The following is a 17965-nucleotide window of genomic DNA, read 5'->3' on the forward strand; positions in this document are numbered from 1 at the left end:
GCTCCGCCGGATGGCAATGTTACCGAGTTACCGATGATGTCTTGCGCGGCAAAATAATACTCTACCTGTTCATCGTACGGTACGCCCGGTACATGGAAATAGTATAACGAATCGGAGCGTACCGAATCAGCATTTCGGAAAGTCCATGCTGTGTCGACTGTGCTGCGGGAATAGATACGGGGATGATTCGGCGCGGTCGCGATGCCAACATTATCGCGGATAACAGCCATCACAACCCGGCTGGTTACGTAATTGTAGGTAGGCAATCCGGCATGTTGAATTGTTGGCGGAACAAAATCGCCGCCGGAAATAAAATTCCCCTCATCGGCACCGATATCGGGTGTTGTTGCATTACGGGTCTGTCCGTCGAAATCAACTGTGATGTCAATCGGTTGGGCAGCACTCTCGACTTGAGTGCGTTGAGTGACATCAATATGTAGATCAGTATCGCTGACAAACCGGGGAATCGCCGAGAACGAGAGATCGTCGCCGACGTATGCCGTGCCTGCTCCCAGCAGATCCTCCAGCGTATTGTAACTGGTCGAACTATACCTGATTCCATACTGGTTATCATCAGTGGATGTGGAAGTATTCGCAAACACATTGTTATTAGAGTATGCAAACGGAGTACTTGACGAATACGTCGCGGCGGTATGATAATTCGTCGTTAACGATCCACCGGCTCTTTCGTTGACAAAGATGTTATTGAGAAGGGAGTCGGTTGAGACGCCGGAAATTGTGATGGCGGCGGAATTGTTGTTTCCTCCGGTCGCTCCACCCACCCGAATTGTATTGTAAAACACTTTAACCGTATTGGTACCGAGATACAATCCATAAACTGTCCCACCGGCAGCAGGTGCAAGATTGATCATATTATTGGCAGCGAGAAGATTGCTTCCGTTATTCAAATACAAACCATACACACTGCTGTTAGTACCCCCCTCAAGATCATGGACTCGATTCCCGATAAACTTCCCGAAGTTGCTGTTCGAGTTATTGTGATAGATACCGTAGATCGTTGCAGTACCGGGCGCAGTACGATAGATATCGTTCTTTTCCCAAACACTGTAACGGGTGTAGGCAACATAGCCGCCATAGACATTAAAATCGACGAACTCGTTGTTGCCGAAGTAGAGACTATCGTTCATGATAATCGATTCACCGGTCAGATATGCGCCGGTGTAGCCGCCTTGAATCCGGCAGTTGTAAAACGAGTCGGCTTTACAACCCGATAGCGGTTGAAATGAGGAGGAGGGATTAAAGAAAATGACCCGGGCATTTGTACTGGTCGAAGCCAATCCAACCGACAGGACTACATTACGAATGACGTTGTAACTGGAGCCATTGATGAATCGCAACGCCCATTGTCCAAAGGCGGTATCGGCAGCTTGTATGGAAATGAGTTTTCGTCCGGGAGCATTGGGGTGACTGCCGTCGATGGTAATGAAGTCGGCATTATTAAAGGAAAACGCAAACCGAGCCGAGGTTGTACTCTGTTTGTTGATGAACACCCCGAGGGTATCGTCAGGAACGAATGCGACGCGGGCGGTGTAGCTCGTGTTCATTGTCCACATTAACGAGTCGGGCGCTTCGGTATATACGCCGCCGCGAATGCGAAACGTAACGCCACCGGTACCGACGCCGTTGCTGTTCAAGGCAGTGATGGCAGCACTGATGGTAGCATAATCCGGCGCATTACCACCGACATACTTCGTACCGGTTAGTGGTTGTGCGAAGAGCCCTGCGGTCAGCAACAGGGTCAAAACAAGCGTAGAGATTCCAGAATAGCGACGGTACATCATCAATCCTCCCTCGTTAATAAAGCAAAACCCGTCGTGAAAATGTCTAAGGTGAATGAACTATTCGGTTGGTAATGAGAAGTTGTTCAACTATGAATTTACCCTTTCTGTTAAGAAAACACAACATAAGTGACGCAATTTATGATTTTCCTCGTTCTCTGATGTTACATGATGCTATCTTGCCATTCATATTTCAGGCTGGTGGCTGCGGGCTTTAGCCCGCACACAGGCTACACTAATTGATGAAACGCGGGATAAAGCCCGCGGCTACCAATTGTGAGATAGATTCATGGAAAATGAGTAAAATCCGAATTTCTATTGAAAATTGACCAAACACTACTTATGTTACTTGTCAATCGGTTCTTTTTCAAGCGTTTGGGGAAAAACACAGTCATCGCCGTTTGTTTTTGTGTAATCCCCGCTGACGATTTCTATCATTCCCAACCAATGGGAAAGGAGAAACAACATGAAACGCATCTTGACTTTATTACCCGTTTTCTCCCTTCTATTCGGCTTTTTTACCGCGTTACCCCTTTACGGGCAGCTTCCACTCGTATCGGAAAAGCACTCTGCCATTGAGATTTCTTCGCAATCACTCGGAATTGGGCACCTCCGCATACAGGTTACAAACCCCCAAGTACAGTTTGAACAAATATCACAAAACGACCGGAATTGGACTATGCTATCGATTGATGGCGAATCCTATGTGCCGACAATCGGTGAACCGATGGTGCCAACAGTACAGCGCCCAGTAAGGGTTCCGGATCGAGGCAATGTTTCCGTCCGCATTGTAAACTCGTCTTACACAGAGTATTCCAACATCGACGTGTTACCGATGCAAACGATTCCCGCCAATCCGACCGATCAAGTTGCATTTACTTATCATGAAGACAGCTATACCCAAGATTGTTGGTATCCTGAAGTGTTGGCAACCATCAGCGACCCGGTGTTATTGCGGGATGCCCGTATTGCCATGCTGGCAATTAGCCCCGTACAGGTAAATCCAGTGACACGCTCTGTTCGAGTGTATGATTCAATTGAATTAGAAACGGTACCAATGGGCGGGCAGGGTGTAAATGAACTCAACCACCCGGTAGGACCGGTACCAAGTTTTGCCGCGTTTTATCGGGAAGTTCTCGGGTGCGACGATTTAGCCGCTGACGCTGCCGCATCACAACCGGGTACCATTCTCTTGATTCATCGAGATGACACCATAATTAATGCATTGGTGAACCCTTGGAAGGATTGGAAAATCGCCAGTGGTCGACCTTGTCGAACGCTTACCTACACACCGCCAACCGTCTTGAATGCGGGGATAATTCTATCGGCAATTCTGGAAGCATACAACAGTGTGACCCCGCCATTGGAGGAAATTGTTATTGTTGGCGATGAAGGGCCGACGTCTTCATATTGGATACCAGGTTCGACCACCGGCTATGGGGCGACTGACCATAACTATACGATGCTCGCTGGTAACGATATTCTTGGCGATGTTTTTCTCGGTCGATTTTCTTGTGAGAATGCCGCCCAGTTGGCAACAATGATCAATCGTAGCATCAATTATGAGAAGACCCCGACAATGTCGGAAACAGAGTGGTATACTCGCGCATGGGGGTATGCCGGAGTTTCAAATAATCAATATGACACCAGAACCACCACTCGCTTTTGTTTGGATCAACTACTCTTGCATGGGATAAATCAGCAGTTTTACGACGAGCACACCGGGTCGGTCAACGCAATATTAATCAATCAGCGATTCGCCATAGGCGTTTCTCATTGGGCGCATAACCCCAGTTACGTCGGCCAGATTTACGATACAGATATTTCCGGCATCCAAAATACCGGCAAGTACTTTTTCTCGATGCACTTGGCGTCAAGTACGGGCAACTGGTCTGGTTCCACCGGGCTTAATGAATCGTTAATTCGCTTGGGCACACCAAACAATCCGCGTGGTGCGATTGCAACAGTAGCAACTGCGACATCGGGTACCCACTGGCAATTTGAGCGAACGATGTCCGCGGGGATATACTATGGACTGGGGACACTCAATCTCCACCAACCAGGTCCGATGACTTGGATGGGAAAATTTCAACTCTGGAGGAATCATCACATCCTCGATTCGTCGATGGTGAACAATCATACTCGATGGAATAATCTGATGGGTGACCCCACGGCGTTGCTTTGGTCTGGGGTTCCCCGCTTTTTAACAACAACCTATCCCGACACCATTGGACTATCGCAAAACCAGTTATCACTTCACATTGAAAGCGAAGGGGTTCCCGTTCCCGATTTGTTGGTCACTGTCTGGAAAACGAATGAGACGGGGGAAAATGAGACCTACTACCGCGCTCGCACCGATTCCGCAGGACAAGTTTTGTTGCAATTGTCAAACCGATCAATCGGTTCCTTGTTTGTGACTGCCATTGGTGATCAAGCCGATGCAAATTACTATCCGATTCACGATACGATTGCCGTTGTCCAATGGAGTGGCGACATCGGTCTCATGGACTATATGATTGTCGATGATAATCTCGATGGGAGAATTGGCAATAACGACAACACAGCAAATCCGGGCGAGACCATTGATATCGATGTCCGCTTGACGAACCGGGGACAAAGCGCAACGATATCGGGAATAACCGGTACGCTTACTTCTTCCGACTCCCGGGTAACCATTCTGCAAGGGAACCAATCGTGGAATTCGCTATCACCAGGCGCTTTCAGTGCTGGTGTCGGTATGTTCCGCGTACAATTGTTGACTGGCTTGCTTGATAATGAAATCATTCCATTGCATTTGTGGGTCGTTACCAGCGATTCGACCTTTAATCGAAACGTCTTAATTCCGTTGACGATTCGTTCGATTGATGTCGAGGGAGTTTCGTTAGCAATCGAGAATTTGAATGGTGATTCCACTTGGTTCATACCCGGAGGTAACGTTTTTCTGAACGCCTCTATTCGCAATATCGGCGGGCTGGGAGGCGGTTTAACGCAAGCAACGGTGTTTTCCAATTCCAACTACCTTTCATTTCTTGATCCCACCGGAATTTTTACTTCACTTCCGATTGGTGTAATTGTATCCAACAGCGGTGTTCAACGCTTCGAAATCTGTGCAAACATTGCTACCATTCCCGGTTCGCAATTCACCGTCGGGATCGCTTTGACGGATGGTGCAGTGATCGATACGGTATATTTTTCGCTAACGGTGGGAACCCGTTCTTCCTCCGATCCAACGGGATCGGATTCATACGGGTATGTCGCCTATGACGATACTGACACCTCCTATTCGATGTGCCCTCATTTCGATTGGGTGGAAATTCGCACCAACGGTCTCGGCACCCGCCTGCCACTAAACGACAATGTCGAAACCGCCGATGCCAGCATCCACGCCACGCTACCATTTCCGGTGCAATACTATGGAAATGTTTTCGATACCGTATTGATCTGTTCCAATGGCTGGTTTGCCTTCGGTGGACAACAGCGCGCCGGACTGCCGCTATACAATAATTTCCGGAATACCCCCCTACCGACCAGTAATGGTCCGACAAATCTCGTATGCCCGTTTTGGGAGAACCTGGTAATGCCGAATACCCAGCATGGCGTGTGGGTCTACCACGACACAACAAATCACACTTTCGTACTTACCTGGTACGGGTGGGTGTTTGGTAACAACTCGATAAACGAATTTCAGGCGATTATCCGCGACGAATTGTATTGGCCGACTTATAGTAACGATGCGATGATTTTGTTCCAATACAAGGTTTTTAACAATATCGTTGGTGATAATGACGAACCGGATTACGCCACCATCGGGATATCCGAAGGTACATTCACTGACGGTATCGAATTTAGTTATATGAATCAATACACGCCCGGGAGTGCAATAATCGCGAACTCCTCCGATTGCGAGCGAGCGATCCTCTTCACAACAACCCAAAGCTACATCACTGGAAGTATCACCGGCAGAGTGACTCATCTGTCGGACGGTTCACCGGTCGACAATGCTACGGTGCAAGTACTCACCGGTGGGCGGTTAGCAACAACTGATTGGAATGGTGAGTATTTCTTGAGCGAAGTCTTGATTGGTGATTACAACGTCATTGTCACTAAACCGGGATACAATGACACGACACGTTCGATCAATGTTTCTCAAGATTCGACCACAATACTAAACTTTGTCATGACGATGCCGGAATTTGCCTACTCAGTGTTGGGAGGCGATTCCGCTTCTACCGGACAAATCTATTGCCGGTTGTTGGAGCATAACGATACCGAGTTAGCTGAAATAGGACTTTTTAACCACGGGAACGGGTTGTTAGAATGGAGCAGCAGCTTTGTCTACAATTTTAACGTTGACGAAGTCGATACAACTTGGGAAGAACTATACTCATTTCCTGCCTCCTCGAATTGTGGTGACCGCGAACTGCAGGGTATCGAGTTCGATGGAAATTCATTTTGGGTGGTTGGATCTCATAACAGTACAAATCCAAATCGGATATACCAGTTCGATCGCGCTGGATACCAGCAACAAATGCTAAATCAGAGCGACAATACGTCGTTGATCGGTTATCGTGATTTAGCGTGGGATGGTGAATTCTTTTACGGTTCCTCCAGCCGATTGATCGAGCAATTCGATACTCTCGGGGTGGTACATCGCAGTTATGAAGCACTGGTGAATCCAGCGCGGGCGTTGGCTTGTGACACTTCTAATGGACTATTGTACTATGCTGATTGGATGAGTCCGATTTATGCATTGCGATTGAACGATGGTATTACAACACAAGTGATAACGAATAGTTTTAATGTGGTGGGAATGGCGTACTATCCTTCCGACCGGGATGGCTATCCTTTGTACGCGGTGGCACGGTTGGATGGCATCGGAATGCAAATCGTTAAGTTCAATCCTATTACGGGCGAATCGATGGAAGTAGTTACCATACCAACAACCGAAGTTGTATACGGTGCCGCGATAACATCTTCCTGGAATCCGATGGTTTGGACACTACTCGTGTTGATGCGAAATCCGGTGACCTTTGTGAACCGGGTAGTGGTGTACGAATTGGAAATGAACCGCGATTGGTTTACTTACTCACCGAGCAGTGGATCGGTTGCACCAGGTGATAGTGCGGTCGTGCAGATAACGTTAAATTCACTGTCATTACCCGCCGATCACACTTTTCGTGCAAATCTATTAATTACAAACAACTCGACAACTCGTCAGGCGTCGGTTCCAATAACGATGTTTATCGAATCGCGCGGGAATGCCGAAGAATCACTAAACAAGCTTCCCCAGCAGTTTGCCTTGGAGTCGGTGTATCCCAATCCGTTTAATGGGCAAGCCGCCTTTGTGGTAGCATTACCAATAGCGAGCGAAGTATCGCTTGTTTTGTATGATCAGTTAGGCAGGGAAACTGCCCGTCTATTGCAACACAGGCCAATGAATGCCGGTAGACACACCGTTCGATTCAATAGTACATCGCTTGCAAGTGGTGTTTACTATGCTCGGTTTCAAAGTGGAGAGTACTCATCGACTCGGAAAATCGTGCTCTTGAAATAGAGTGTTGCTCGAGTAACTTTTATCGGAAAACTGTTCAATAATCGACAGTAGATTCTGTTTTTAAGCAAACGATGCCACTCAATTTTGACTTGGAAACAGAATCCTGGCGTTTTACCTTTATGGGTTGTACCGTTAGAACCCCCTGACTCGTTCACCGTGATTTGAATAGGAGAATACCGCATGAATTCACGTCTCAGGTACTTTACTCTATTACTAATCCTCACGCTTTTCTCTGTTTCGATGGTGTTTGCTGCCGGATCACCGGTAGCAGTACAGAAAGAAGCGGAAGCTGCGAGGATTGTACAGAAGATGATGCGTTCGGAACCGGTAACTGCCGAAGAAAAAGCTTTTGGCACGCCGTATCTCGAACAACAACTCCGTGAGCAATCGCGAACAAACCCACCATCGATTGATCTCGTTGGTGGACCAGACGCATTTGGTTACCGCTTTGTCGACTCGCAGGAGCCGAATGGTCCGGTGTTTAACTGGATTCCCGGCGGGGGAACCAATATCACCGGATTAACCGACGACAACAGCATGGGTCCATTTCCCATCGGTTTTGATTTTTCCTTTTATGGAAACACCTACACCCAGTTTTATGCTTGCTCAAATGGTATGATCCAGTTTGGTGGCGCATATAACTATTCGTACTCGACAACCTTACCCCATGTCAGCGACTCCGCTGGGGTGTGGATGTGGGGACGCGATATGCACTGTGGTTACGGTGGAACGACAGTTACTTATCAAAACTTAACCGCCCCGAATCGATTAGTAGTTACATACGACTCGTTAGCGCAGTACAGCACAGCAACCAACCGCGTTAGTCTGCAAGTGATTCTCTATCAATCGGGCGAAGTGTTAGTTCAATACGGTACTATCACGGGAACACCGACGATTGTAACTGCCGGTATCCAAAATTATCACGGTTCGATTTTCTTGGCTTATACCACGAGCGGTGTTCCGGTACCGTTGGCAAATTCGGCAATCCTCTATTACACATTAGGTCAAGCATCTAACCCGGTTCCTGCAAGTATGGCAACCGGTGTTCCGCTCAATGCAACATTAAGCTGGACGCCAGCACCGGCAGCAACCTCCTACAATGTGTTACTTGATACCGTTAACCCACCCGTCACGGTTGTTGCAACGGGTATCACGACAACTTCTTATACGCCGACGAATTTAGTTGCAAATACCACTTACTACTGGCAAGTCATTGCATCGAATGGTACCTCGACGAATCCGGGTCCCATCTGGAGCTTTACCACCGGTACCGGTGCTGCACCCATCGCGCCATCAGCAGCAACGATCCAAACCTCCACAATGAATTCATTGACAATCGGTTGGACTGATAATGCCAACGATGAGACTGGTTTCCCGATTTACCGGTCGCTGGATAATGTCAACTTCACGTTACTCGGTACTGCCCCTGCGAATGCAGTGAGCTATACCGATGGCAATCTTGAACTCAATACCCGTTACTACTATCGCATTTTCGCGACTGGTGGCGGCGGAACATCAACCGCGTATGCATTCGCGGATGGCTGGACTTTGGCGAATGTTCCCGGTACCCCGACCATCGCGGCAACTGGAATCACATCTGGTCAAATCAACCTATTCAACAGTACGCCGGCGAATCCGAACTACACCCAATATTCGATCTATTGCTCGACGAATCAGCAGTACGTACAGGCAAACGGCGCGTTTGGTACAACTGCAGTTTGGCGCACATTAACGCAATGGGGTACGCCGGTTTCGATTATCGGATTAACGGCAGGACAATCTTACGTTTTGAATGTAACGGCACAAAACGGAGCAAATGTTGCAACCGCGGCATCACCTTCGGTTACGTTAACAACGTCGAATGCATTTTCGTTACCCTTTAACGAAAACTTTACTACAGCAACCCCCACCGCATTTCCACCGGCTGATTGGATTATTGCTCAACAACCGGTGATAGGCAATACGTGGGTATATTTTGCGACCGGAAATGGTAACACCGGTAGTGCCCGTATCAATTTCTGGAGCGATTCCAACCGCGGGTCGATGGATTTCTTGTGGACACCCCCCATTTCGACATTGGGCGTCAGCTCTGCGTTGGTGACGTTCGATTGGTCGTACTACGGTGGCTACACGGCATCCTATAATGACACATTAGAGTTGGTCTATTCCACCGATGGTGGTGTTACCTACGTGCCGGCGATGATGTGGTGGGCGCGTGGAACCGGTCCGAACAACTTAACAACTGGTACAACTGGCGGCGCGACAACACCCGGTACTACATGGGGTCATGCCGAAATAACGTTACCGGAAGGCGCTGGCAACCAAGCGAGTATTCGCGTTGGATTCCTTGGCCATACCGATTACGGCCCCGACGTTTTCTTGGACAACATTTCCATTTCTGCAAACAATCAACCACGGATCGGTTTCACCAGAACTACAATTCCGATGGGAAATGTTGCGGTTGGTTACCCCCGCTCCGATTCTTTGTATGTTAAGAGCGTTGGCGTTGGTCCGTTAATGGTCTCTGCTGTAACTGGCCCTGCCGGTTGCACGTTTAACTGGACGACTCGCACCATTCCGCAGAACGATTCCGCAGCATTGGTCGTTACTTGGTTGCCAACAGCTGTTGGTTCGTTGAATGATATCGTAACGGTTACTTCCAATGCGGCAAATGGTCCTACCAACACCTTTGGCATAACTGGCAATGCGATCCCCGGTATGCTTGCCGGCAACGAGTTAACGCCTGAGTCGATGATGGCACCGGGAACCTTTACGTTCACGGTACGTTATTCTTCGCTTTCGGTTACTCCGGATTCCGTTTTAGTTGTTATGGGAACCAATCGTGTTCAGATGACAGCCGATAGCGGCGCTATCCCCGGAACGCAACGTTACACCGTCACAACTGCGATTCCGACTGTGGGAACTTATACCCATTACTACACCGCTATCTCCGGTGCATCGAATGTGCGGTTACCGGAAGGTACTGGCACCTTTGCCGGACCGCGTGTTCTCCCGGCTCAATTCGGTGGTCCCGATGGCGGCGGTTACTTCTATCGCACCAGTAATCATACCAATGGGCCGGTATATAGTTGGGTAGATATATCTACTACCGGCACGCCTCTCACATTAACCGGTGATGATGCGACAACGCCATTGTCGTTAGGAACCTTCGTGTTCCCATATTATGGCAACACGTATTCCAACTGCATCGTTTCCACCAACGGCAATATTCAGTTTGCAGCTACCGGTTCGACTAACTACTCGAATGGCGCATTACCTACGACAAATTTGCCTGCTGCAACGCTCATGTATTTCTGGGACGATTTGCAGTTGGATCAAACAACCCACTGGGTTAAGTATCAAGATATGAATGATGGTCGCTTCATCATCTCGTATTACCTCCGTGACCGTAACTTTTCAAATCCTCCGGGATACCGCAACTTCAATGTGCAGGTAATTCTTTACAGCACCGGACGAATTGTTTATCAGTATGGCGCTGCTGATGCCGGGAACCCTGCTTATGCAACGGGAACGATTGGTATTCAAGGTGCACAAACTGGAAACATGTTCCTGCAGTATGGTACAAACACGGAAGCAATGCCGGCAGAAGGTTTTGCAATCGAGTTTACGACCGACTTAGGTTCGCATGGATACGCCACCGGTTATGTAACTCGTGCCACCGGAGCGCCGATTGAAGGTGCCCACGTTCGATTCGTTCCGGCGTTTAATGCAACTACCGACGCTACCGGATACTGGTTCCTTGAGTTACCATCGGGAACTTATCCCGTCCAGATCAATGCCGATTGCTTTGGTTCAGTGGTCAACTACCCGGCGATTACAATCGTCGAAAACGATACGACGGAAATGCGTGATACACTGTATCGGGCAAATGTCGCGACGAACGTTACTTCGCTCGAATTCCAAGTACCACCGAGTGAATCGCGTTCCCAGACGATTATCTTGACAAATTCCGGCGACTATCAGTTGGAATTTGCAACTCGTGTTCAATACAGCGTCGCTGACGAATTGCGTTCAGTTGCATCCGATAATGTGAAGCTCTGGCAGCGTTCGAGCGAAGCGCCGGCTATGCGCTTTGGTCCCCCGAGCGTTGTGGTTAACGAACCGATCAAGACGGAAGCGAAAACTACAATGGCACAACCTTTGAACGGAACTCCCGAGCAAAAGGCTGCCTACCAGCGTTGGTTGGATGAGAATACGACCAATACCCCGCCTGCCATCGACCAAACTTGGGGTCCGGACGGCTACGGATACGAAGCGATGGATAACGTAGAAGCCGGTTTCCCGACTTGGTTATCCTATATGGATATTCGTGGTATTGGTACTGAAGTCATTACCAATATGGATGATCAAATTCTGGTTACGACATTGGATAACTTCTCCTTCCGTTATTACGGAACCAATTACACCAGCGCGGTATTTAGCTCGAACGGTTACATTCAGTTCGATGCAACCGGTGCCAACTGGTTGAGCGGTACACTTCCGAATGCCAATGTCGTGAATGGTGTTTTCCAGTATTGGCGGGACTTAGTAACATCGGTTACTAAGTATTATGATGCAACCACGAACCGGTTCATCATCCAATGGGATGGTCGTCATTTTGGTGGTACCGATTCAGTGCATTTCCAAATGCAACTCTTTGGTGCCAACAACGCCATCGTATTCTTCTACAACACGATTCCAGCGGCTGGAACCGCAACAGTCGGTATTCAAAATGCCGATGGTACAAACAATCGCAACATCGCTTGTTACAACACGGCAGCCCCGACCAACGGTTGGGTGAATTATGCAGTATCGTTTACCGATATGAGCCCCGGTGGCGGCGGCGGCTGGCAACGTTGGGCGATGGTTGATCCGGCAAACGGTATCGTTGTTCCGGGTGGAACGGCGGAGTTGTTCTTACAAGTCACGATGCCCGACTCTGCGGTATTGGGACAAGTTTATTCAGCAAGTGTGCTGATTACGACGAATGCCTGTTCAACAGTTGCTATTCCGTTCACTACGACCGTCGTTTCGGCGCCGGAAGAAGTGACAGGATTACCGCACGAGTATAAACTGCATCAGAATTTCCCGAATCCATTCAATCCGACGACGGAAATCCGGTTTGACCTTAAGAACTCCGGCATTACCAAACTTACCGTGTATAACATGCTCGGTCAGGAAGTCGGAACGATGGTCAACGGATATTTACCGGCAGGTTACCACACCGTACGGTTTGAAGCGAAGTCGCTCGCAGCGGGCGTTTACTTCTACCGGATCGAGAGTGGAAACTTCACTTCCCTCAAGAAGATGATTCTGGTGAAGTAATTTTCATCGAAAGTATGGCGTAATCTAACGCCAACTGACACAAGGGCGAACTTCGGTTCGCCCTTTGTTGTTGTGAGGAATCTCTCAACCGGTAACGGTAAACTATTCCTGGCAGAAAAAACTTTACAAAGTCTTGTTTTGCTATAGACAATTCTCCAAGCAGTTCGTAAATTGATGTGACTACCATTGCAAACGGACTAACAATGAATCGCTTTCTCAGCAGTACCCGTTTCACTTTACTTCTGCTTACCCTCATTTTCTGCTTGCTGGGAACCAATGCCTACGCCCAGTTATGGACCCGCGAATACGATCTCGGCGCTATGGATTTCCCTACTTGCATTCGCTCACTACCGGATGGCGGTTTTATCGTTTCCGGGTTCAGCTACATTCAAATCTCTCTTGATTATGATTATTATGCATGGCTAGCTCGATTGAATTCGAATGGCGACACCCTTTGGACAAGACGCTATCAAGTCGGCGATTCAGCCGGTTACTTCAAATCGGTCGTTACGATGCCGGGCGGCGGTTATCTGGCGGCGGGCGGAACCGGGAATTACGACGGATTGGAGTGGATTGGCGAAAATCAAAATCGTAAGAATTGGTTTGTCCGGGTTAATGAGATTGGCGATACCCTTTGGACAAGAAAATACGGGACCAATTTCTGGAATCGGGTGAATGATTTAGTCGTTGCAGCCGATAGTTCGATATACGCCTGTGGCGGATCGGTAATAATGCAAATGGCGGATATCTACCACGTCGAACCGGCAGCGATGAGAATTTCAGCTTCTGGAGATTCGCTTTGGATGAACATATATCCCGAGCAAATAGGAAGCGAAGGTTTCCGCATCGACGACATTCCGGGCGGCGGATTTGTCATCGGCGGTAATCACACATTCGTGAATTACTTCAGCGGGTACATCGATAAGGATATGTTGATGATGATAATCGATACGGCGGGTACCGGAAGAGATATCGATTATTATTCGCGAGTACCGCCATTGACAATCGTTCCCTATGAAGATGGGTTCGGAGCATTGGCGGCGAGTGACACTACTCTATTCTGTTACGGTTATACCGCATTTAGTTGGCAGAATACTGGACACCCGTGGTTGATTCGTATGAATGCCACGATGACTCAACCTTTGATGGATACGACTTACGGCGGGACTGCGTTCGAGAGTTTTCGCGATATGATTGAAGTGGAGGATGGTTTTGTCTTTACCGGACAAACGGATTCGCTTCCGCAACAGGGTCATGTCTGGCTCTACAAGATCGACCGCAATGGCAATCCGATCTGGTACCGGGTCTTTGGACAATCGAGCCCGTTTCCCGGTTCACGGCTCACAAGAACGCAAAATAACGGCTTTGTAATCCTGACCGGAACGAATGCCAATCTTCAACTTATTTGCGTCGATTCGGTCGGTACTGTCGCCGTTCCGGAAACGCCTACGAACGAGCTCCCGAATCAAATTGCACTCTTATCATCTTATCCCAATCCGTTCAATGCAGCGATAACTGTCCGCGTAAATCTTGCTGCCAGTTCCAGTGTTTCCTTGGAACTGTACAATATCGCAGGACAATGTCTGCAAGCGATTCATCAAGGAAATCTCGCAACGGGTAGCCATTCGTTTCGCTTGGATGGGAAGTCATTACCCAGTGGAGTGTACTTCCTTGTCCTGCATACAAACAATCAGTGTGTTACCCAAAAAATCGCATTGATCCGGTAGCCTTTTGCGATTCTATACAACAATCGAAAGGAACTGACCATGATGCCGAGATTTACCCTCCTCCTTTGCTTGTTACTGGCAACAACTGTCTTTGGTCGACCTTGGACACCTGACGATGACAATATCACCGGGATACCCGAAGAAGGTGCAATTCAAATTGTGACCGATAAACTCGGGGTGGGACACTACCGGATACGGTTTTTGAGCCCGGATGTGAAAATTGAGAGCGTCGAACTGGAGAAACAGAGTTGGTCGATGATTTCAATTGCCGGTGAAACTCGCCTGTGGCAAACCGGGAAACCACAATTGCCAGCAGTGTCGCGGGCAATCCGAATTCCCAACCGGGGAAATGTCGATGTTCGCGTTTTGCATTCGGAGTACATCGAATACCCAAACATCGATGTGTTACCGCAACAAGTCATCACGGCTTATTCTGAAGAAGGAAAATTCACCGGAAAGTTGGAGTTCGATAGTGTTCAATATCATACGGATGAATTCTATCCAGGAGAACTGTTTCGAGTTAGCGAACCGAGTTGCATTCGCGATGCGCGATTTATACTGCTTGGCGTGCAACCAGTGCAAGCAAACCCGGTAACCCGCACACTGCGTGTCTATACGGAGATCGAATTGGAAGTGCTGCCAATCGGTGGCGAAGGGGTGAATGAACTCGGAGCCAGTCACCATCCGGTACCTTCGTTTGCTTCGCTGTATCGCGATATCATTGGCGCAGAGGATTTAATCGCTGAAGCCAATGAGGCAAGCCCCGGTCAAATTATGATTGTATGTCGTCCAGGCGCTGTAGCAACCATACAAGCATTTGCCGATTGGAAGACATTGAGTGGAAGACCTACACAAATAGTGACCACTACTACGACCAGTCCGAATGATATCATCGCAACGATTCGCAACGCCTACAATACTTGGCAACCTCCATTGGAAAGTGTGTTACTGGTTGGCGATGGTGGAGGCACTACCACTACCTACGAACTGCCAGCACCGATTGGATTGTATAATTATCAAACCGACAATATCTATGGAGAGCTTGTTGGTACCGACTTGTTGGTTGATGTCTGGGTCGCGCGGTTATCAGCAACTTCGCAGGCCGAACTGCAGTTGATGGTAAACCGGACGATTAACTATGAACGCAATCCACTCATGACAGATACCACTTGGTACACACGCGGTTGGGGATATGCTGGAATCACTCAGAACAGTACATCGAACATTTTTGCGATTCGCTATTGCTTACAGCAAATGAACCAACGTGGCATCTTGAATACGATGTATGATGAACACGTTGGTAATGTCAGTTCCTCACTGATAAGTCAACGACTATCACCTGGGGCAATCTTTTGGGCGCATCGGCCCGCTTTGTTAGGGGAACTAAATCCATCGGATTTAACGGTATTATCGAATGTCAATAAGTGTTTTGTTTCGGTAAACACCACCTGCAGTTCTGGTAATTGGTATGGCACGACGACTACCGCTGTTAGCGAAGCAGTGATTCGGCAAGGTACCCCGACGGCACCGACCGGAGGATTGTCGGGGATGTCGACAGCATTGCCCGGTTCAACCCCACCTTACAATAACTGTGTTGTGACCGGCATGTATTATGGATTGGGATTGAAAAACGCCCGTATCTCCGCCCAGATGTACTTTGAAGGGAAGTATCAATTATGGCGAAATTTTCACGGCTATACGAGTTATTCCGACTATTTTATCCATTGGAACAATGTGATGGGTGATTTAACTGTCCAGTTTTGGACCGGTGTGCCACAATATCTTACACACAATATTCCCACAGTAATTGGATTAGCGCAAAACAGTCTGCTATTAAATATCCAACAAAACGGCTTACCAGTGAATGAGGCATTGGTGACTGTATGGAAGAAAAATAGTGACGGCATTACGGAAACCTATTGTCGAGCCACGACCGACGCAACAGGAAATGTATTGCTATCGCTAACCAACCAAACTACGGGTGAACTGGTGGTTTCAGTCGTCGGGAATCGTGCCGGTGACAATTTTTACCCCATTATTGATACAATTCAAGTGACACAAATGGCGTTCGACCTCGGGGTGTCTCAGCTTTTCGTTGATGATGATACAACGAACGGCACTTTTGGTAATCAAGATGGGAAGATAAATCCCATCGAAACCGTGGATCTGTCAGTTAGAATTCAGAATCGTGGTTTACAAGGTTTGACAGGGATTAGCGGTGTGTTGCGATGCGACGACCCCCGAATTTCGATCATAGACTCGACCGCCAGTTGGCTTGATGTTGCAGTTGACTCGAATGCTACCAGTGCCGATCCGTTCCGAATCATGGTAGTTTATGGAATATCCGACAACACAGATATTCCTGTGCAATTGCTTGTAACAACGAATCAGGCGGTGTTTCCACTTTTCTTCAATATCACAGTACGATCCTATCATGCGAGATACGTCTCTTTTGCAACTTCGCCTACGGTAATCCAACCAGGCAATGGTGGATCGCTTACACTTAGAGTAACCAATACTGGTGGACAAGCAATCTCGACACCGGTCGAAGCTACTTTAGTATCCCTGTCACCCTATATCACTGTAACAAGTGATATCTCTTCTTACTTGAGTCTGCCGATGGGGGATAGTGTTACCAATTCGGCTGTACCGTGGACTATCCAATCGGATGTTCATACGATTCCCGGCTCGCAATTACCATTTCAGGTAATTTTTAGCACCCCTTCGATGTCGGATACCATTCTCTTCACGATGTCATTTGGATCGCGTTCCACCAACGATCCGACCGGTCCGGATTTATATGGCTACTATGCATACGATAACAGCGACACAGGATATGAACCGCATCCCACATTCGATTGGATAGAAATTATAACCAATGGTTTGGGAACGCGGTTAGCGCTTAATGACAATGGAGAAACATTCGACGATGCTGTCGGAATTAGAACCCCCTTCCCAGTGCAGTATTACGGTGTCCCATACGATTCCATGACTGTTTGTTCCAACGGGTGGGCGGCGTTTGGCGATTATTACGGGATGCATCAGGATCAGTATGCGAATTTTCGAAATTGGCGGTTACCGCCGGTGGAGGGGCCACGCAACATCGTAGCAGTATTCTGGGATGATTTAGTGGTTGGCGGCGCAAATGGCGTCTATTACTACAGCGATTCAGCCAATCACCGTTATGTTATCACATGGAAAGGTCAAATGGCATTTGGCGCGAGAGGTGCCGAGGAGTTTCAATTGGTCGTATTCGATCAGAATGAATATCCCACGCCAACCGGGGACGCGAAATTGCTCTTTCAGTACAAGAATTTTTACAATGGAACCGGACAACCGATGTTGCATGGTACCGATGTCGATTACGGCACGATCGGTATCGCGAACCGAGATTACACCAGTGGATTCGAATATACTTACTGGAGTACATATACCCCCGGTTCACGGGTAATCTCCAATGGAATGAATGTTAACCGCGCAATTCTATTTACAACCGAGCAATACCTCGCGAATGGTGTTACCCAACTCCAATCCTCGCCAACTTTCTATTGGATGTCAAT

5 protein-coding genes are annotated in these 17965 nt (G+C 48.2%); 4 read left to right on the forward strand and 1 reads right to left on the reverse strand.

What is annotated here, in order from left to right:
* The coding region (locus tag OEM52_07805; GenBank protein MDK9700032.1) for a hypothetical protein at window positions 1–1802 on the reverse strand (1802 nt) is incomplete at its 3' end.
* Between the two features lie 463 nt (window positions 1803–2265).
* Here OEM52_07805 and OEM52_07810 point away from each other — a divergent pair.
* From OEM52_07810 to OEM52_07825, 4 genes are all read left to right on the forward strand, one after another.
* Entirely contained in the window at window positions 2266–7353 is a 5088-nt protein-coding gene (locus tag OEM52_07810; protein ID MDK9700033.1) for a C25 family cysteine peptidase, read from the forward strand.
* Between the two features lie 180 nt (window positions 7354–7533).
* Complete coding sequence (locus OEM52_07815) at window positions 7534–12678, forward strand: T9SS type A sorting domain-containing protein (GenBank protein ID MDK9700034.1); 5145 nt, start codon at window positions 7534–7536, stop codon at window positions 12676–12678.
* Between the two features lie 203 nt (window positions 12679–12881).
* On the forward strand, window positions 12882–14405 hold the full coding sequence (locus OEM52_07820) for a T9SS type A sorting domain-containing protein (protein ID MDK9700035.1): 1524 nt from the start codon (window positions 12882–12884) through the stop codon (window positions 14403–14405).
* 39 nt (window positions 14406–14444) lie between these two features.
* Window positions 14445–17965, forward strand: a 3521-nt coding sequence (locus tag OEM52_07825) for a C25 family cysteine peptidase (protein ID MDK9700036.1), incomplete at its 3' end; no start/stop codon positions are given.

The organism is bacterium, assembly GCA_030247525.1.
In the GTDB taxonomy this organism is placed as follows: Bacteria; Electryoneota; JAOADG01; order JAOADG01; family JAOADG01; genus JAOTSC01.